The organism is Arenimonas maotaiensis, from assembly GCF_014638745.1.
In the GTDB taxonomy this organism is placed as follows: Bacteria; Pseudomonadota; Gammaproteobacteria; order Xanthomonadales; family Xanthomonadaceae; genus Arenimonas; species Arenimonas maotaiensis.
This window is the reverse complement of the sequence record NZ_BMFO01000004.1, coordinates 165,466-182,857: the sequence shown is the minus strand read 5'-3', so window position 1 is coordinate 182,857 and position 17,392 is coordinate 165,466. Positions and strand designations below refer to the sequence as shown.

At 67.2% G+C, this 17,392-nt stretch carries 19 protein-coding genes; all 19 read right to left on the bottom strand.

From position 1 onward, the window contains the following. Positions 1-23: 23 nt before the first annotated feature. Positions 24-578, bottom strand: a complete 555-nt coding sequence (pgsA, locus tag IEV56_RS09745; protein WP_188450169.1) for a CDP-diacylglycerol--glycerol-3-phosphate 3-phosphatidyltransferase — start codon at positions 576-578, stop codon at positions 24-26. Then, a complete protein-coding gene (gene uvrC / locus IEV56_RS09740) occupies positions 575-2,419 on the bottom strand; it encodes an excinuclease ABC subunit UvrC (protein WP_188450168.1) in 1,845 nt (614 codons plus the stop codon). Before uvrC ends, pgsA begins: the two co-directional genes overlap by 4 nt. A 2-nt stretch (positions 2,420-2,421) precedes the next feature. Beyond that, the gene (locus IEV56_RS09735) at positions 2,422-3,843 is read right to left on the bottom strand and encodes a thioredoxin-like domain-containing protein (RefSeq protein WP_188450167.1); all 1,422 of its coding nucleotides are present in this window, start codon (positions 3,841-3,843) and stop codon (positions 2,422-2,424) included. Between the two features lie 14 nt (positions 3,844-3,857). After that, complete coding sequence (gene kdsB / locus IEV56_RS09730) at positions 3,858-4,628, bottom strand: 3-deoxy-manno-octulosonate cytidylyltransferase (RefSeq protein ID WP_188450166.1); 771 nt, start codon at positions 4,626-4,628, stop codon at positions 3,858-3,860. Next, positions 4,625-5,584, bottom strand: coding sequence for a tetraacyldisaccharide 4'-kinase (lpxK, locus tag IEV56_RS09725; RefSeq protein WP_188450165.1), 960 nt, complete (start codon positions 5,582-5,584; stop codon positions 4,625-4,627). Before lpxK ends, kdsB begins: the two co-directional genes overlap by 4 nt. Then, a complete protein-coding gene (gene msbA, locus IEV56_RS09720) occupies positions 5,584-7,347 on the bottom strand; it encodes a lipid A export permease/ATP-binding protein MsbA (RefSeq protein ID WP_188450164.1) in 1,764 nt (587 codons plus the stop codon). The genes lpxK and msbA overlap by 1 nt, the downstream gene beginning before the upstream one ends. Then, positions 7,340-7,765: an ExbD/TolR family protein gene (locus tag IEV56_RS09715; protein WP_188450163.1), complete on the bottom strand. Its 426-nt coding sequence runs from the start codon at positions 7,763-7,765 to the stop codon at positions 7,340-7,342. The genes msbA and IEV56_RS09715 overlap by 8 nt, the downstream gene beginning before the upstream one ends. A gap of 5 nt (positions 7,766-7,770) precedes the next feature. Beyond that, complete coding sequence (locus IEV56_RS09710) at positions 7,771-8,382, bottom strand: MotA/TolQ/ExbB proton channel family protein (RefSeq protein WP_188450162.1); 612 nt, start codon at positions 8,380-8,382, stop codon at positions 7,771-7,773. Positions 8,383-8,455: 73 nt separating this feature from the next. Then, on the bottom strand, positions 8,456-10,633 hold the full coding sequence (locus IEV56_RS09705) for a DNA internalization-related competence protein ComEC/Rec2 (RefSeq protein ID WP_188450161.1): 2,178 nt from the start codon (positions 10,631-10,633) through the stop codon (positions 8,456-8,458). A 119-nt stretch (positions 10,634-10,752) separates the two neighbouring features. Continuing rightward, a complete protein-coding gene (gene lolD, locus IEV56_RS09700) occupies positions 10,753-11,439 on the bottom strand; it encodes a lipoprotein-releasing ABC transporter ATP-binding protein LolD (protein ID WP_188450160.1) in 687 nt (228 codons plus the stop codon). Further along, entirely contained in the window at positions 11,432-12,676 is a 1,245-nt protein-coding gene (locus IEV56_RS09695) for a lipoprotein-releasing ABC transporter permease subunit (RefSeq protein WP_188450159.1), read from the bottom strand. Before IEV56_RS09695 ends, lolD begins: the two co-directional genes overlap by 8 nt. A 5-nt stretch (positions 12,677-12,681) precedes the next feature. Further along, positions 12,682-13,035, bottom strand: a complete 354-nt coding sequence (locus tag IEV56_RS09690) for a hypothetical protein (RefSeq protein WP_188450158.1) — start codon at positions 13,033-13,035, stop codon at positions 12,682-12,684. Between the two features lie 79 nt (positions 13,036-13,114). Next, complete coding sequence (locus IEV56_RS09685) at positions 13,115-13,372, bottom strand: FAD assembly factor SdhE (RefSeq protein WP_188450157.1); 258 nt, start codon at positions 13,370-13,372, stop codon at positions 13,115-13,117. Between the two features lie 2 nt (positions 13,373-13,374). Next, positions 13,375-13,791 carry an MAPEG family protein gene (locus tag IEV56_RS09680; protein ID WP_188450156.1) on the bottom strand — a complete coding sequence of 139 codons (417 nt, stop codon included), beginning with the start codon at positions 13,789-13,791 and terminating at the stop codon, positions 13,375-13,377. Between the two features lies 1 nt (position 13,792). Beyond that, on the bottom strand, positions 13,793-14,581 hold the full coding sequence (locus IEV56_RS09675; RefSeq protein WP_188450155.1) for a succinate dehydrogenase iron-sulfur subunit: 789 nt from the start codon (positions 14,579-14,581) through the stop codon (positions 13,793-13,795). 14 nt (positions 14,582-14,595) lie between these two features. Then, the gene (gene sdhA, locus IEV56_RS09670) at positions 14,596-16,389 is read right to left on the bottom strand and encodes a succinate dehydrogenase flavoprotein subunit (RefSeq protein WP_188450154.1); all 1,794 of its coding nucleotides are present in this window, start codon (positions 16,387-16,389) and stop codon (positions 14,596-14,598) included. Positions 16,390-16,396: 7 nt separating this feature from the next. Next, positions 16,397-16,777, bottom strand: coding sequence for a succinate dehydrogenase, hydrophobic membrane anchor protein (sdhD, locus tag IEV56_RS09665; RefSeq protein ID WP_188450153.1), 381 nt, complete (start codon positions 16,775-16,777; stop codon positions 16,397-16,399). Continuing rightward, on the bottom strand, positions 16,774-17,169 hold the full coding sequence (sdhC, locus tag IEV56_RS09660) for a succinate dehydrogenase, cytochrome b556 subunit (RefSeq protein WP_188450152.1): 396 nt from the start codon (positions 17,167-17,169) through the stop codon (positions 16,774-16,776). The genes sdhD and sdhC overlap by 4 nt, the downstream gene beginning before the upstream one ends. A 17-nt stretch (positions 17,170-17,186) precedes the next feature. Then, the gene (locus IEV56_RS09655; protein ID WP_229730244.1) at positions 17,187-17,360 is read right to left on the bottom strand and encodes a DUF1674 domain-containing protein; all 174 of its coding nucleotides are present in this window, start codon (positions 17,358-17,360) and stop codon (positions 17,187-17,189) included. Positions 17,361-17,392 lie beyond the last annotated feature (32 nt).

The following is a 17,392-nucleotide window of genomic DNA, read 5'->3' as shown; positions in this document are numbered from 1 at the left end:
TCAAGCCCGTGGGCGAAAATTTTTCATTTACTCATGCGCGGCCAGGCGGCGCGCAGGTAATCCCAGCCGGACCACAGGGTCAGGAACGCCGCGACCGACAGCAACACCTGTCCGATCAGGAAAATCGGCAGGCCGAACAGGTCCTGCTGGTAAAGCAGACAGCCCAACGCGACCATCTGGAAGATGGTCTTGAGCTTGCCCAGCGAAGCGACCTTGACCAGGCCGTGCGCGCCGACCTGCGCCATCCATTCGCGCAATGCCGAGATGGTGATTTCGCGGCCGACGATGACCGCGGCCAGCATCGCCATGTACACGGTATTGTGGCGCTGCACCACGATGAACAGGGTGATGGCGACCGCGAGCTTGTCGGCGACCGGATCGAGGAACGCGCCGAAATCCGAGCCCATGTTGAAGCGGCGCGCGATCCAGCCGTCCAGCCAGTCCGAGAGCGCGCCGAGCACGAACACCGCGGTGGTGACGATGTGGCTGGCCGGATGCTGCCAGTAGAACGCCGCCACCATCAGCGGGATGGTGACGATGCGGAACAGGGTCAGCCAGGTCGGGATGGTGATCGTCATCCGGACACCCGGTCGATGCCGTGCAGCTGCGCGTAGATGCGCTCGGCCAGAGCCCGGTTGATGCCGTCGACGCGCGCGATTTCCTCCACACCAGCCCCTTTCAAGCCTGACAGGCCGCCGAAATGCTTCAGCAGCTTGGCCCGGCGTTTGGCGCCGATGCCTTCGATGCGCTCTAGTGTACTCGTATCGCGCGCTTTTTGCCGCCGGCCGCGGTGGCCGGTGATGGCGAACCGGTGGGCTTCGTCGCGGACCTGCTGGATCAGCTGCAACGCCGGGGACGCCGCGCCGGGCTTGAGCTGGCGGCCGTCCGGCAGGATCAGCGTCTCGTCGCCGGGCTTGCGCGCCACGCCCTTGGCCACCCCCACAAGATGCACCGCGCGGCCATCGATGCCGAGTTCGGCCATGACGCCGCGGGCCTGTGCCAGTTGTCCTTCGCCGCCGTCGATCAGCAGCACGTCCGGCAGCACGCCCTGCTCCAGCGCGCGCTTGAAGCGCCGGCTCAGCGCCTGCTGCATGGCGGCGTAATCGTCGCCGGGGGTGATGCCGTCGATGTTGAAGCGGCGGTATTGGCCGGGCACCGCGCCTTCGGCGTCGAACACCACGTTGGAGGCGACCGTGGCCTCGCCCTGGGTGTGCGAGATGTCGAAGCATTCGATGCGCTGCGGCGGCGTCTCCAGGCCCAGCATCCGCTGCAGGTCCTGCAGGCGGTGGAGCTGGGCCTGCTTGCCGTGGCGCTCGGTGGCCAACGCCATCTGCGCGTTCTGCATCGCCATGGCCAGATAGCGCGCGCGTTCGCCACGGACCTGGTGCTTGATCTCGACCTTGCGGCCGCCGGTCTCCGAAAGCACCTTCTCGAACAACCCGAGGTCCTCGACGGCGTGGCTGAGCACCAACTCGCGCGGCGGCGTACGCTCCAGGTAATGTTGGGCGAGAAAGGCGGACAGCACCTCTTCCGGGCTTTCGGCGCCGTTGCATTTCGGGAAATACGAACGCGTGCCGAAGCTCATGCCGTTGCGGAAGCTCAAAACCATGACGCAGGCCGTACCCGCCTCCATGGCGACCGCCAAGACGTCCATGTCGACCTGTTCGCCCTCGACGTATTGCTTGGCCTGCACGGTGCGGATGGCGGCGACGGTGTCGCGCAGGCCGGCCGCCTGCTCGAACTCCAGGCGCTGGCTGGCTTCTTCCATGGCGCGGGTCAGGTCGTCGACCAGCTCGCCGCTGCGGCCGTTGAGGAACAGCGCCGCGCGCTTGATCGCCGCGTCGTAATCGCGGGTGCCGATCAGGCCGACGCAGGGCGCGCTGCAGCGCCCGATCTGGTGCTGCAGGCAGGGCCGCGAACGGTTGCGGAACACCGCGTCTTCGCAAGTGCGCAGGCGGAATATCTTCTGCATGAGGTCGAGCGTGGCGCGCACGGCGTTGACGCTGGGGTACGGCCCGAAATAGGTACCGGCCAGGGTACGCGCGCCGCGGTGGAACGCGATGCGCGGCCAGGTCTCGTCGGTGATCACCAGATAGGGATAGCTCTTGTCGTCGCGCAGCAGGATGTTGTAGCGCGGCTTCAGCGACTTGATCAGCTGGTTCTCCAGGATCAGCGCCTCGGCTTCGGTGCGCGTGACGGTCACCTCCATGCGCGCGATCTGCTTGACCATGTGGCCGATCCGGCGCGACGGCAGGTCGTCGCGGAAATAGCTGGCGACCCGCTTGCGCAGGTTGGCGGCCTTGCCGACGTACAGCACGGCGTCGCCGGCGCCGTACATCCGGTACACGCCGGGCGCGTTCGACAGGTCCTGTGCGAACAGCCTGCCGTCGAAAGTGCGTTCCTGCTCCGCTGCGTCCATGTTCAGGCCATCTGGATGTTCAGCCGCGACAGGAACTCGGATTCGAAGAAATACCGGTAGACCTGGTCGCCGGCGCCGTCGGCGATCCACAGCGATTCGCCGTCCAGCGCCAGCGCCGAGGGCTGGCGCAGCGTCTGCATCAGGGCAAGCGTCGACAGCTGGTTGTTGTTCATGCCGAGCATGCGGATCTTTCCGTTGTACGCGTCCGCGATCCAGATCACGCCGCGTTTGTCGTCCACCGCCAACGCGCGCGGATGCTGCAGGGCCGCGGACTGACGCGGGCCGTCGACGTCGCCGAACTGGTACAGCCCCTGCCCGAGCACGGTATTGATGCGGCCCTCCGGAACGGCCACGCTGCGTACGCTCGACGTGCTGCCTTCGGCCACATACAGCTGGCTGCCGCCGCCGGCCAGCGCCAGGGGATGCGCCAGCTTGGTGCGTGCGCCGACGCCATCGAGCAATCCCAGCGAGCCGGATCCGGCCAACGTGCTGAACGCGTGCGAGGCCAGGTTGTACAGCGCAAGCCGGTTGTTGCCGGCATCCGCCACCACCAGTGCGTCGTCGCGGACGCACAGCGCCGTGGGGTTGTTGATCCGCGGCGCGGCGGAATCGTCGCCGTACCCGTGGGAAACGCCCGGCTTGCCGTCGCCCAGCACGGTATCGACGCCGCCATGGCGCAGGTCGATCCGGCGTACGGCGTGATTGCCGGTGTCGGCCACGTACAGATGGCCTCGATAGACGTCCATGCCGGATGGGCGGTTGAAGCAGGCGTCGCCGGCCGGGCCGTCCAGGAACAGGGGGATGCCGTTGCCGAACACACGTTGCACGCTGCCGTCCGGCGCGCACTCCAGCACGCGGTGATGGCCGGTATCGGCGATATACAGTTTTCCGTCGGCCAAGGCCAGGCCGCCGGGGCAGTTCAATGCGGCGAACTGCTTGTGACCCGGCCGCACATGCAGGCCGGCTGGTTTGGGCGGAATCGCACCGGCCTTGGCGATCAGTTCCTGCAACAGGATTTCGATCGCCGGCAGCTGGTCGTCGCCGGCGAAATCGCCGGCACGCATTCCATTGTGGTCGATCAACACCGTGGTCGGCCAGGATTGCAGCGCGTAATGCTGCCAGACCGCCCAGTCGCGGTCGTTGGCGACCGGCAGATGGACGTCGAGACGGCGCAGGGCCTCCTGCAGGGTGGCGGCGTCGCGCTCGGCGTCGAATTTCGGCAGATGGATGGCCAGCACCGACAAGGCGTCCGGATATTTGCGCTGGATGGCGGCGAATCCGTGCAGCAGATTATGGCAGTACACCGACGAGGCGCTCCAGAACAGCAGCGCCACTACCCGTCCCCGGTGCGCGGCAAGCCGCTGCGGTTCGGCATTCAGCCATTCCAGCGTCGTGCTCAACTCATAGGCGGCTGACGGACCCATGGCCACTCCTCGCTTCAGGCGTCTCCGGCGGCGCGCGCGGAATCCGATGCCCGCCAGATACGCTCCGCCCGCGCCAAGTCTTCCTGAGTATCCACGCCGGGCGGGAATTCGGCAAGCGCGCGCGCCACCGCGATGCCGAAACCGTTTTCCAGCACGCGCAGCTGCTCCAACGATTCGCAACGCTCCAGCGGGCTGGCCGGCAAGGCGCTCAGCCGCTTCAGGAAGCCGGCGCGGTAGGCGTAGATGCCGATGTGGCGCAGGGCGGCTTCGGGCACCTGCCCGACCGCATCGCGCGGCCAGGGCGCCGGCGCGCGGGTGAAGTACAGCGCCCTGCCTCCGGCGTCTGCCACGACCTTGACCGCGTTCGGATCGGTGAACTGCGCCCAATCGCGGATCGGTGCCGCGAGGGTCGCCATCTCCAGCCCGGAGCGCTTCAGCAATTCGGCGACCTGACGGATACCCTCGGCCGGCGCGAACGGCTCGTCGCCCTGCAGATTGACGATGACGGCGTCGTTCGGCCAGCCGAGCGCGCGGGCGCATTCGGCCAGGCGATCGGTGCCGGATGGGTGCTCGGCCGAGGTCATGCATACCCGCACGCCGGGCAGATGCAAGGCCTCGGCGATGCGGGCGTCGTCGGTGGCGACCACCACCTCGCGCGCGCCGGCGGCCAAAGCGCGCTCCGCCACATGCTGCAGCATCGGCTTGCCGCCGATCGGCAGCAGCGGCTTGCCCGGCAGGCGGGTCGAAGCGTAACGCGCCGGAATGGCGACGATGAAATCGGTCATGGCATGCTCCTGGCCGCCGGCAAAAGGGCCGCCAGCCGTTCGAAAAAAGCGTCCGATAGGCGGGCTTCGACCGGCACCGCCCAGACATCGGCATGCGCGAACGGCGCGCATTTGACCGCGTCCTTTTCGGTCAGCAGCACCGTACCGCCCGGTAAATCATCCGTGCGGAAAGCATGATGATCGGGAAACACATGCGTGTCGACGGCCAATCCGGACTGGCGCAGGCTGCTGAAGAAGCGCTCCGGATTGCCGATGCCGGCCACGGCCTGCACCGTCTGGCCGCGGAATCGGTCGAGCGGTAATACGCGGCCGTCGCGCAGGTTGCGGCACAGGCCCGGCCGCATCGACATCGCATAGGCATCGTCCGCATCGGCGGCGGCGCCGTTGGCCACACGCAAATCCACGGCGCGCACCGGCTCGCGCAAGGGGCCCGCCGGCAACAGCCGGCCGTTACCGTAGCCGCGCGCGGCATCGAGCACTTCGATTTCGAGCATACGCGGCAGATTGCGGTGCTGCAGACCGTCGTCGGCGATGATGACGTCGCAGCCCTGCGCGACCAGGAAACGGGCGGCGGCCAGACGGTCGGCATCGACCCGCACCGGCACGCCGGTGCGCCGCGCGATCAGCAGCGGTTCGTCGCCGGCCTGCTGCGGCGTGCTGCTGGGCGCCACCGAATGCGGCAAGCGCAGTCGCCGGCCATAACCGCGGCTGACCACGCCGGGCCGATATCCGCGCTCGCGCAGATGCTCGGCCAAGGCGATGATCAGCGGCGTCTTGCCGGTGCCGCCGACGGTGAAATTGCCGACCACCAGTACCGGCGCCGGCAGGCGCTCGGCGTTGAACGGACGGCGGCGATTGAGGGCAACCGCATACAGGGAGGCCAGTACGCGCAGAATCCAAGGCGGCGTCGAATCGCCGTACCAGATCGCCTCAAGCCGCGATGCCAGGCCGGACATCAACCGGCATCCGGTTCCCGGAACTGCATCCGGTGCAGATGGCTGTACAGCCCGCCGCGCGCCAGCAGCTGCTCATGGGTACCGACCTCGGCCAAACGCCCTTCATCGAGCACCAGCACCTGATCGGCGTGTTCCACGGTGGACAGCCGGTGCGCGATGATCAAGGTGGTGCGGTCGGGAATCAGATGCGACAGCGCGTCCTGCACCAAGCGCTCGGATTCGTTGTCGAGCGCGGCGGTGGCCTCGTCCAGGATCAGGATCGGTGCGTCCTTGAGGATGGCGCGGGCGATGGCCAGGCGTTGCTTCTGGCCGCCACTCAAACGGCCGCCGCGTTCACCGACCGTGCTGTGGATGCCCTCGGGCAGCTTTTGCACGAACTCTTCGGCGTTGGCGGCGCGCAATGCCTGCCAGACCTCGGCTTCGCTGGCGTCGGCGCGGCCATAGCGGACGTTGGCCAGCACCGAATCGTCGAACAGCATCACCTGTTGGCCGACCAGCGCGATCTGCCGGCGCAGGCAGGCCAAGGTGAATTCGCGCACGTCGATGCCGTCGATCAGCAAGCGGCCGGCGCTGGGCTCGTAGAAGCGCGGCAACAGCCGGATCAAGGTCGACTTGCCGCTGCCCGAACGGCCGACGATGGCGGTGACCGTGCCGGGACGCGCGAGGAAATCGACGGTGTCGAGCGCCGGCCGGGACTGGCCGCGATACTGCACGCTGACGCCCTCGAAACGGATCTCGCCCTTGACCCGCGCGATATCGAGCGTGCCGGTATCCGGCTCATCGGGCTGGTCGAGCACCGCGAACAGGCGCTCGCTGGCCGCGATGCCGCGCTGGATCACGCTTTGCACGTTGGTGATGCGTTTCAGCGAGGGCAGCAGCACCATCATCGAGGTCATCAGGGTCACGAACGCGCCGGCGGTCATGCGGCCGTTCATGGCCTCGAACCCGGCCACCACCAGGATGATGGCCAGCGCGGCGGCGGCCAGCAGCTGCACGATCGACGAGGCGCTGGCGCGCGTGGACTCGACCTTCAGGTGCATGCGCAGGTTGTGGCCCGCGAGCCCGGCGTAGCGCGCCTCCTCGGCCTCGCGCATGCCGTAGATCTTCACTTCCTGGTGTGCCGACAGCGCCTCTTCGGCAGCCTGCGCCATATGCCCGACGCCTTCCTGGATGCCGCGGTTGATGCGGCGGTAACGGCGGCCGACCCGGCTGGAGATGTAGCCGATCACCGGCGCCACCAGCAATACCGCCAGCGTGACCTTGACGCTCTGCATCAGCATCACGCCGATCATCACCAAGATGGTCAGGGTATCGGTCAGCGACACCTTGATGGCTTCGCTGGTGGCGCTGGAGACCTGCTCGGTGTCGTAGTTGAGCCGGCTGACCAGCGCCGGGATCGGCTCGCGGTCGAAGCGGTCGCTGGGCATGCGCAGGAACTTGCCGAGCACCTGCCGGCGCAGGTCCAGCACCACGCTGCGGCCGGTGCGCGCCATGCCGTAATCGGTGACGAAGGTGGCGACGCCGCGCAGCACGAACAGGCCGAGGATTGACAGCGGCAACACCCAGCGCACGTCGGGATTCTTGGCCACGAAGGTCTGGTCGACCATCGGCTTCATCAGATAGGTGAAGGCGCCGGCCGACGCCGCCTCGACCAGCATGCCGAGCACGGCGATGCCGAGGAACGGCACATACGGCCGCGCGTAACCGAGCAGGCGTCGGTATATCGGCCATGCCGCCGTGGCATGGGGCGCGGCGTCACTCATCGCGGGCCTCCGGCGCGGTGGCGATCGACAGCCGGGTGAAGCCCAACTGTCCGGCGGCGTCCATGGCGGTGACCACCGACTGGTGGCTGGCCTTGGCGTCGGCCTGGATCACCAGCGTGCGCCCGGTATCGTTGCCGGCCTGCTGCCTGAGCGCATCCTTGAGGCTGGCCAAGTCCTTGCGCGCCAACGCATGGTCGCCGACGTAGTAATTGCCGGAGCGGTCGATGAGTACGGTCAAGGGCTTGCGTGCCGCTTCGGTCTGGTTGGCGCTGCTGCTGGGCAGGCTGATCTTCAGCGCCGACCGGTTGTTGAAGCTGGTGGTGACCACGAAGAAGATGATCAGGGTGAACACCACGTCGATCAGCGCGGTGAGGTTGATCTCGACCTCGTCGTCGGCGTTGGCGGTATCCAGTCGCATCGCAATCAGGCGCTCTGGCGGGCTTCGAGCACATCGAGCAGGTTGATCGCCACCTTCTCCATGGCGATCACGTAGCCGGCGACCTTGCCGCGGAAATAGCGGTGCAGAAGCAGCGCCGGAATCGCCAGGCACAGGCCGGCCGCAGTGGAGATCAGCGCCTGCCCGATGCCGCCGGCCAGCTGGTTGGCGTCACCGACGCCGGTGCTGAGGATGGTCAGGAACATCTGGATCATGCCGATCACGGTGCCGAGCAGGCCCAGCAGCGGCGCGACCGCGGCGATGGTGCCCAAGGTCGGCAGGAACCGGTTCAGGTCGTGGCTGATATGGCGGCCGACGTCCTCGATGCGCTCCTTGATGACCTCACGCGGCTTGTGCCGCACCAGCAGGGCCGCGGCCAACAGCTCGCCCAAGGGCGAATCCTGGCGCAGACGCTGGATTTCCGAACTCTCCAAGGTCTTGCCGCGCGACCAGTGTTCGATTTCCTGCACCATGCCGTGCGGAATCACTTCCGATGCGCGCAGGGTCCAGGCACGTTCCAAGGCGATGGCGGTGGCGGCCACGGCCAGCACCAGCAACGGCAGCATGACCCAACCCCCGGAGATCAGCAGCTCCAGCATAAACCCTCGATTTTCCGGTTACTTGTGCCATAGCATAGCCTGAGACGGGCGGGTCCGGCGAGATTTCCGCGGTTCAATGGCCATCGTGCGCTTCCCGCGGAATCGGCCGCGACCAATACCGGCGGCCGTGCTCGCGCTCCCGGCGTTGCAGCTGCCAGCCGGCCGAATCGCCCGCCAGTTCGACCCAGCCCTCAGCCGCGCTGTTCCATACCGTTGCGCCCCGCATTCGATACCGGCCGACGACCTCGGCGCGCGGATGCCGGAAGCGGTTCTGGAATCCGCTGGAGACCAACGCCTGCTTCGGCCGCACGGCATCGAGAAATTCGGCCGTGGAGGAGGTGGCGCTGCCATGGTGCGGCACGGTCATCAGCTCGGCGCGCAGTCCGGCGCCATGACGCGCGACCAGCGCCGCTTCGGCGTGTTCGCCGATATCGCCGGTCAGCAACAGCGTGCGTGCGCCGGCTTCGATCCGCAACACGCAGGAGGCGTCGTTGTCGGAGCCGACGGCGTCCGACCCGGGCCAGAGATAACTGAAACGCACGCCGTCCCATTGCCAGGATGCACCGGCACGGCAAGGCGAAGCCGTGTCGCCGGAAGCGTCCACCCGCCGCACGACGATGCCTTTGCGGATGGCCGACAGGCCGCCGGCATGGTCGTTGTCGCCGTGGCTGATCACGACTTTATCCAGACGCCCGACGTCGAGCGCGCGCAAGGCCGGCAACACGGTCGATTCGCCGCGGTTGAAGCCCTTTTCGCGGCCGGCGCCGGTGTCGTACAGCAACGCGTGGTTGCGGGTCCTGACCAGCACCGACAGCCCCTGCCCCACGTCGATCATCGCCACGCGCACGTTCTGATGCGGAATGTCCGGCATGGTCGGCCACAGCAACGGCAGCATCAGCGGCAAGCCCAGCCAGCGCCCGGGCACCCCGGCCGGCAACAGACACAGACCGGCGCCCAACATCGCCGCCAGCACCGCAACCAAGCCGCCCTCCGGCAGGAAGACCGCCGCGCCGGGCCACTGTTGCAGCCACAGCAGGCCTTGCCAGAACAGCGCCATCAGCCAGGCCGAAAGCCCCCAGAACACGGCCGCCAGCGTCGGCAGAAACGCGAATACGCAGCCGATCAAGGCCAGAGGCACGATCGCCAGGCTGATCAGCGGGATCGCCAGCAAATTGACTGCGGGGCTGACAAGACTGGTCTGCCCGAAGAAGGCCAAGGTCAGCGGCAACAGCACCAAGGTGCAGATCCACTGCGCCCACAGGAATGGGCCCAACAGGCCGGACTCGGCGCGTGGCATGAAGGCGACCAAGGCCAGCACACCAGTGAAGCTGAGCCAGAAGCCGGAAGCCAACAGCGCGAATGGATCCCACAACAGGATGGCGGCCATGCTCATGGCCACCGCTTGGACGACCGTTCCGCTCCGGTGCAGCAGCCGATGCGCCATGAACACCGCGATCATCAGCGCCGTGCGCACCGTCGGCACCGCGAAACCGGCCAACGTGGCATACCCGGCCGCGGCGGCGATGGCGACCATGGCCGATGCCATCGGCCGCGGCAGGCGCAGACCGAGCGCCGGAAACAGCCGATACAGCCCCGACAGGCCATACATCGCGAACAAGGCCACGATGCCGACATGGAAGCCGGAGATGGCGATCAGGTGCGTGATGCCGGTACGGCGCAGCACATCCCAGTCGTCTTCGGTGAGAAAACGCGTATCCCCCAGGGCCAGCGCGCGCACGAAACGCGCATCGCGACCCGGCATCGCCGAGGCGATCCGCCGCGACAGCCGTTCGCGTACGGCGTCGATGCCGCCGTCGTTGCCGATGCGGCGGGCCTGCCCGCGTACATAGCCCTGCGCGGCCCAACCTTTCTGCAGGGCGCGCATTTCGGCGTCGAAGCCGCCGGGGTTGCGGACGCCGTTCGGCGTACGCAACAGCAGCTCGAAGCGCCATACATCGCCGGCCGATAAACGCTCCGGTGTGCGGTACCAGGCCAGCTTGACGCGCTCGCCGGCAAGACGCGGAAAATCGGCGGACTCCAGGATTTCGGCCTCGAACTGCCAGCCGTCCTCGGCCTGCCGCGGCAAATCGACGATGCGCACCAGCGCCTGCCCGCGCTCGCCGGAGGCTTCCAACGGCAGGCGGCGCGACAGCGCATCCTGAGCGCTCAGGCCGGCGAAAGCCAGGCCGCACACCAGGGCGGCGGGCACGGCCAGACGCGGCAAAAGCAGCAGGCCGGCCAAAGCCGGCAACAGGAAAATTCCGAACGGGATGTCCGGCAAAACCGGCAAGAGCTGTAAGAGCGCGACGCCGGCGGCGAAGGCGAACAATGCGGTCGGGCGACAGGGACTCGGCCTGTGCGCCCGGGCGGTCATCCGCCGCGTTCCCGCAGGCGGCCCTGCGACAGTTCCAGCACGCGGTCACAGCGCGAGGCCAGCCGGACGTCATGGGTCACGATCACCAGAGCCGATTCCTGTTGGTCTTTCAACGCCATCAGCATGCCGAACACGGCATCGGCCGTGTTTTCATCCAGATTGCCGGTCGGCTCGTCGGCCAATACGCAGGCCGGACGGTTGACCAGGGCGCGCGCTACCGCCACCCGCTGGCGCTCGCCGCCGGATAGCTCCCCGGGCTTATGCCGCAGTCGGTGACCCAAGCCGACCTGCTCCAGCAGGGCCTGCGCCGGACCGGCCGCCTGCCGGCTGCCCTGCCCCGCGATCAGCAGCGGCATCATCACATTCTCCAATGCGCTGAATTCGGGCAACAGATGGTGGAACTGGTAGATGAAGCCGAGATGGCGGCTGCGCAGACGGCCGAGCGCGGCCTCTGAATGCCGATACAGGTCCTCGCCGAGCAGGCGTACATGCCCCTCGGTCGGCCGATCGAGCCCGGCCAGCAGATGCAACAGCGTGCTCTTGCCCGAGCCCGAGGCGCCGACCACCGCCAGCGATTCGCCGGCACGCACGGCGAGCTCGATGCCGGAGAACACGGGGGTGACCAAGTCGCCTTCGCGGTAGGTCTTGGCCAGGCCGTGGCCGGACAGAATGACCTCACTCATAGCGCAGCGCCTCCACCGGATTGGTGCGCGCGGCGCGCCAGGCCGGATACACGGTGGCCGACAGGCACATGACGATGGCGACCACGACCACGGTCAACACGTCGCCGGGCGCGACCACGGTCGGCACGCCGCTGATGTAGTACACGTCGGCCGGCATCAGTTCGGTGCCGGTCAGCCGTTCGACCACGCGCACCAGGTCGCTGAGGTTCAGCGACAGCAGCACGCCGGCGACGGTGCCGAGCGCGACCCCGAGCAGGCCGATGACCAGCCCCTGCACCATGAACACCTGCATGATCTGGCCCGGCGCCATGCCGAGGGTGCGCAGGATGGCGATGTCGGCCTGTTTGTCCTGCACCAGCATGACCTGCGAGGACACCAGATTGAACGCCGCGATGGCCACCACCAGCGACAGCAGGATGAACATCACGGTCTTTTCCATCTTCAGCGCGCGGAAGAAGTTGGCGTGGTCGCGCGTCCAGTCGCGCACCCGGTACACGCCTTCCATGCGGTTGGCCAGGTCGCGCGCCACGTCCCAGGCCTGCCAGATGTCGGCCAGCTTCAGGCGCACGCCGCTGACGTCGTCGCCCATGCGCAGCAGCGTCTGGCCGTCGCGCATGTGGATCAGCGCCAGGCCGTAGTCGTATTCCTGCGCGCCGACCGAGAAGATGCCGGTGACGGTGAAGCGCTTGGCGCGCGGCACCGAACCGAACGGCGTGGCGACCGATTCCGAGACGAAGGCGTTGACCGAGTCGCCGACGCGCACCTGCAACGCCGCCGCCAGCTCGCTGCCGAGCACGATGTTGAATTCGCCGGGCTTCAGGCTGTCGATGCGGCCCTGCACCATGCGCTCGGGCAACACCGAGACGTCGCCCTCCAGCGCCGGGTCGACGCCGCGCAACAGCGCGCCCTGGCGTTTACCGGCCTGCAGCAGGGTTTCGGTCTCGACATACGGTGCCGCGCCGACCACGCGCGCGTCTTCACGCGCCAGCGCCACCGCACCCCGCCAGTCCGACAACGAGCCGTCGGCGCCGGAAATGCTGGCGTGTGCCACCGTGCCGAGGATGCGGCTGCGCAACTCCTCCTGGAAGCCGTTCATCACCGACACGGTGGTGATCAACGCCACCACGCCGATGAAGATGCCGAGCACCGACGCCAGCGAGATGAAGGAGATGAAGCCGTTGCGGCGCTTGGCGCGCAGATAACGGAGACCGATGGCGGCGGAAAGGGGCTGGAACATGCGGTTTATAGTAGCGGGTTTGCGACGGTTGCAGGCAACGCCTGGGCGCGTTGCGTTCGATTGGCGTTCATCGCCTGCCGCAACGCACGCCGCTGCGTAGCCGGCATGGCGGCTGTCCACCAGACCAGGCTCAGGCGCCGTCCGGAATCCGGCAGGCGTGCCTGCAAGCGCACGAGATAGCCGTAATCACGCCAAGCCATGCGCTCCAGACGCTGCCGGTCGTCGTTGCGCGCCAGCCAGCACACGCCGCAGGCATCGCGGACCACGGCGATGACCGGCCGGCGCCAAAGCAGGACGGCACTCCGCGTGCCATAGCCCGACACGACCACAGCGATGCCGGCTTTGATGGCAGTGGGCAATCCGCACAGCGCCACGGCTGAAAGCGCCGCAATCAGCAATGCAAGGATGACTAACGCCTGCGGCCTGCCCGGCGGGCAATCAAGCCGGCAGGTCGGCGATGAGGGTGACGATGGCATCGAGCGTGGCGTCCTCCGGGCGTTCGCGCCCCATGAACCATCGCCACAGCTTATCGTCTTCGGTGTCGAGCAGACGTAGGAAAAGGTTTCTTTCGGACTCATCGGCCGTCGGCCAGCGACGGTCCAGATACCGCAGCATCAGCTGGTCGAGTTCGCGCATGCCGCGCCGGCAGCGCCAGCGCAGGCGCTTGATTTCGGGCGAATCGGATTCGACCGACATGATCAGCCCAGCCAGGACGCCAACAACACCACCCAGAACGCCCACAGCGCCAAGCCGCCGAGCAGATAGGCCTTGAAGCGGTCCAGCACCCGGTTGTAACTGCAGTGGATGACGCTGTGCAGATAGCGTAGGGCCACGAAAGCCCAGGCCAAACCGAGCAGCCAAGCGCCACCGGCTCCGGACTGAATGGCCAGCAACACGCCGGCGTAGAACAGCACCGGCAGCTCGAACAGGTTGCGGAAGTTATCGGCGGCGCGGCTGTCTTCCACGCCGGCGGCCATCTGCGCGCTGGTGGCCACCGACTGCGGGTGGATGCGCCGGCGCTTCATCTCGCCGATGCGGGTCTGGTACAGGCGCAGCCAGACCAGCAGGGTCAGCAACACCATCGCGACCAGCGGCCAGACCAGCGGATTCGGCACCTCAGGCTCCCTGACGTTGCAGGATCAGCTTCTTGATCTCGCCGATGGCTTTGGCCGGGTTCAGGCCTTTCGGGCAGGTACGGGCGCAGTTCATGATGGTGTGGCAGCGGTACAGCTTGAACGGGTCTTCCAGCTCATCCAGGCGGGTGCCGGTGTCCTCGTCGCGCGAATCGATGATCCAGCGGTAGGCCTGCAGCAGGATGGCCGGGCCGAGATAGCGGTCGCCGTTCCACCAGTAGCTGGGGCAGGACGTGCTGCAGCAAGCGCACAGAATGCACTCGTACAGGCCGTCGAGCTTGGCGCGGTCTTCCTTCGACTGCAGGCGCTCGCCGGAGGCCGGCGCCGCCGACTGCGTGCGCAGCCAAGGCTTGATCGAGGCGTATTGCGCGTAGAAGTGCGACAGATCCGGCACCAGGTCCTTGATCACCGGCATGTGCGGCAGCGGGTAGATCGGCACCTCTTTCTTGCCGCACTCGTCGATGGCCTTGGTGCAGGCCAGCGTGTTGCCGCCGTCGATGTTCATCGCGCAGGAGCCGCAGATGCCCTCGCGGCAGGAGCGCCGGAAGGTCAGCGTCGGATCGATCTCGTTCTTGATCTTGATCAGCGCGTCCAACACCATCGGGCCGCACTGGTCGAGATCGACCTCGTAGGTGTCGACGCGCGGGTTGGCGCTGTCGTCCGGATTCCAGCGGTAGATCTTGAAGGTGCGCAGGTTCTTGCCGCCCGATGCGGCCGGAAAGTGCTTGCCCTTGGTGATTTTCGAGTTTGCCGGCAGTGTGAATTCAGCCATGGTTGCGTCTCACCTCAGTATTTGCGTTCTTTCGGCGGGATGAAGGCCACGTCCGAGCTCAGCGTGTTCAGATGCACCGGACGGTAGTCGATGGTGGTCTCGCCCTTGTCGTCGATCCAGCACAGGGTGTGCTTCATCCAGTTCTCGTCGTCACGGGTCTTGAAGTCCTCGCGCGCGTGCGCGCCGCGGGATTCCTTGCGGTTCTCGGCCGACACCATGGTGACCACGGCCTGGCCCAGCAGGTTCTGCAGTTCCAGGGTTTCGATCAGGTCCGAGTTCCAGACCAGCGAGCGGTCGGAAACCTTGACGTCCTCGAAGCTGTTGAACGCCTCGCGGATCTTGCTGACGCCCTGTTGCAGGGTTTCGCCGGTGCGGAACACGGCGGCGTCGTTCTGCATGATGCGCTGCATGTTGTCGCGGATCTCGGCGGTCGGGGTGGAGCCGTTGGCGAAGCGCAGCTTGTCGAGGTTGGCCAGCGATTTGTCGAGCGCCGAGGCCGGCAGCGCCTTGTGCGGCTGACCGGGCTTGATGGTCTCGGCGCAGCGGTTGGCCACCGCGCGGCCGAACACCACCAGGTCGAGCAGCGAGTTCGAGCCCAGACGGTTGGCGCCGTGCACCGAGACGCAGGCGGCCTCGCCGATCGAGTACAGGCCCGGCACCACGGTGTCCGGGTTGCCGTTCTTGAGGGTGACCACTTCGCCGTGGTAGTTGGTCTGCAGGCCGCCCATGTTGTAGTGCACGGTCGGCAGCACCGGGATCGGCTGCTTGGTGACATCGACGCCGGCGAAGATCTTCGCGGTCTCGGCGATGCCCGGCAGCTTCTCGTGGATCACGGCCGGATCGAGGTGGGTCAGGTCGAGGTGGATGTGGTCGGCCTTGGCGCCCACGCCGCGGCCTTCGCGAATCTCGATGGTCATCGAGCGGCTGACCATGTCGCGCGGGGCGAGGTCCTTCACGCTCGGCGCGTAACGTTCCATGAAGCGCTCGCCGGAGGCGTTGCGCAGGATGCCGCCTTCGCCGCGCACGCCTTCGGTGATCAGGCAACCGGCGCCGTAGATGCCGGTCGGGTGGAACTGCACGAACTCCATGTCCTGCAGCGGCAGGCCGGCGCGCAGCGCCATGCCGCCGCCGTCGCCGGTGCAGGTGTGCGCCGAGGTCGCGGAGAAATAGGCGCGGCCGTAGCCGCCGGTGGCCAGCACCACGCCATGGGCGCGGAACACGTGCAGCGTGCCTTCGGCCATGTCGAGCGCGATCACGCCGCGGCAGACGCCCTCCTCGTCCATGATCAGGTCGAGGGCGAAGTATTCGATGAAGAAGCGGGCATCATGCGCCAGCGACTGCTGGTACAGGGTGTGCAGGATGGCGTGGCCAGTGCGGTCGGCGGCGGCGCAGGTGCGCTGTGCCGGCGGGCCTTCGCCGTACCGGGTGGTCATGCCGCCGAACGGGCGCTGGTAGATCTTGCCCTCTTCGGTGCGCGAGAACGGCACACCGTAGTGTTCGAGCTCGATGATGGCCGGAATGGCCTCGCGGCACATGTATTCGATGGCGTCCTGGTCGCCCAGCCAGTCCGAACCCTTGACGGTGTCGAAGAAGTGGTAGCGCCAGTCGTCCTCGCCCATGTTGGCCAGCGCCGCCGAAATGCCGCCCTGGGCCGCCACGGTATGCGAGCGGGTCGGGAACACCTTGGAGATGCAGGCGGTCTGCAGGCCCTTGGCGGCCAATCCGAACGTGGCGCGCAGGCCGGCGCCGCCGGCGCCGACCACGATCATGTCGTATTTGTGTTCGATGATTTTGTAGGCTTGGCTCATATCGGTCTCAGGCGCTCAGCGCGAGGCGGGCGATGGCGACCAGGGCGGCCACCGCGGCGAAGGAATAGACGATCTTGACGACGATCTGCAAGGCGACTTCCAGGCCCGGCGCATGGATGTAGTCCTCGACCACCACCTGCAGGCCCAGACGGGCGTGCCAGAACAGCGCCAACACGTACAGCGCGCAGGCCGCGCTGAACAACGGGTTGGCGAACAGGGCTTTCAACAGGGCGTAATCGGCGATGCCGTATTTGGCCAGGCAATACACCACGAACGGGGTGAACAGCGCCAGCACCACGGCACTCAGGCGCTGCGCCCACCAGTGGCCGAAGCCGGACTTGGCCGAGCCGAGGCCGCGCGCGGTCGCGATCGGATTGCGGTATTTCATGCAGCACCTCCCGTGCCCAGAGCCAGCCACCAGATGCCGGCGGTGGCCAACACGGTGAGCGCGATCACGGCATAGCCGGAACGGTACACCGACGGCAGGTCGAAGCCCTTGCCGGCGTCCCAGGCCAAATGGCGGATGCCGTTGAACAGGTGGTACATCAGCGCCGCGGAATAGGCGGCGAGCGCCAAGCGGCCCAACGGCGAGGCCAAACAGGCCTGCGTGGCGGCGAACGCCTGCTCGCCCATACCGGCCGAGACCAACACCCACAGCAGGCCCAGGCTGCCGACAGCCAAAATCACGCCGGTGATGCGGTGGAGGATCGACATCCCGCCGGTCATCCGTTGCGGATGGATCGACAGATGCGGCGACAAGGGGCGTTTTTGCGCGGACATAGGCTTACCCGTAGAGGTTAAAAATCGATGCAGCGGCCGTTCTTTTCCCAGTCGCCGAAACGGGTCGGTTCCGGGCCCTCGCGGCCGCCGATTTCCGGCGGCGGTTCCGGATGGAGCGCCGGCGCCGCCGACTCGGGCTCCGGGCTGTGCGCCACCGCGGTAATCTCGCTAGAATGGGGCGTTTCAATCATCCGACTATGTTAAATCCCATTGCCATGCCGTT

Excerpts from the sequence above, each read along its gene's own strand:
- pgsA (WP_188450169.1), bottom strand. The coding sequence starts at position 578 with ATGACGATCACCATCCCGACCTGGCTGACCCTGTTCCGCATCGTCACC.
- IEV56_RS09735 (WP_188450167.1), bottom strand. The coding sequence starts at position 3,843 with ATGGGTCCGTCAGCCGCCTATGAGTTGAGCACGACGCTGGAATGGCTG.
- IEV56_RS09695 (WP_188450159.1), bottom strand. The coding sequence starts at position 12,676 with ATGTTCCAGCCCCTTTCCGCCGCCATCGGTCTCCGTTATCTGCGCGCC.
- sdhC (WP_188450152.1), bottom strand. The coding sequence starts at position 17,169 with ATGTCCGCGCAAAAACGCCCCTTGTCGCCGCATCTGTCGATCCATCCG.
- sdhA (WP_188450154.1), bottom strand. The coding sequence starts at position 16,389 with ATGAGCCAAGCCTACAAAATCATCGAACACAAATACGACATGATCGTG.
- IEV56_RS09655 (WP_229730244.1), bottom strand. The coding sequence starts at position 17,360 with ATGATTGAAACGCCCCATTCTAGCGAGATTACCGCGGTGGCGCACAGC.
- uvrC (WP_188450168.1), bottom strand. The coding sequence starts at position 2,419 with ATGGACGCAGCGGAGCAGGAACGCACTTTCGACGGCAGGCTGTTCGCA.
- IEV56_RS09675 (WP_188450155.1), bottom strand. The coding sequence starts at position 14,581 with ATGGCTGAATTCACACTGCCGGCAAACTCGAAAATCACCAAGGGCAAG.
- msbA (WP_188450164.1), bottom strand. The coding sequence starts at position 7,347 with ATGAGTGACGCCGCGCCCCATGCCACGGCGGCATGGCCGATATACCGA.
- kdsB (WP_188450166.1), bottom strand. The coding sequence starts at position 4,628 with ATGACCGATTTCATCGTCGCCATTCCGGCGCGTTACGCTTCGACCCGC.
- lolD (WP_188450160.1), bottom strand. The coding sequence starts at position 11,439 with ATGAGTGAGGTCATTCTGTCCGGCCACGGCCTGGCCAAGACCTACCGC.
- lpxK (WP_188450165.1), bottom strand. The coding sequence starts at position 5,584 with ATGTCCGGCCTGGCATCGCGGCTTGAGGCGATCTGGTACGGCGATTCG.
- sdhD (WP_188450153.1), bottom strand. The coding sequence starts at position 16,777 with ATGAAATACCGCAATCCGATCGCGACCGCGCGCGGCCTCGGCTCGGCC.
- IEV56_RS09710 (WP_188450162.1), bottom strand. The coding sequence starts at position 8,382 with ATGCTGGAGCTGCTGATCTCCGGGGGTTGGGTCATGCTGCCGTTGCTG.
- IEV56_RS09715 (WP_188450163.1), bottom strand. The coding sequence starts at position 7,765 with ATGCGACTGGATACCGCCAACGCCGACGACGAGGTCGAGATCAACCTC.
- IEV56_RS09685 (WP_188450157.1), bottom strand. The coding sequence starts at position 13,372 with ATGTCGGTCGAATCCGATTCGCCCGAAATCAAGCGCCTGCGCTGGCGC.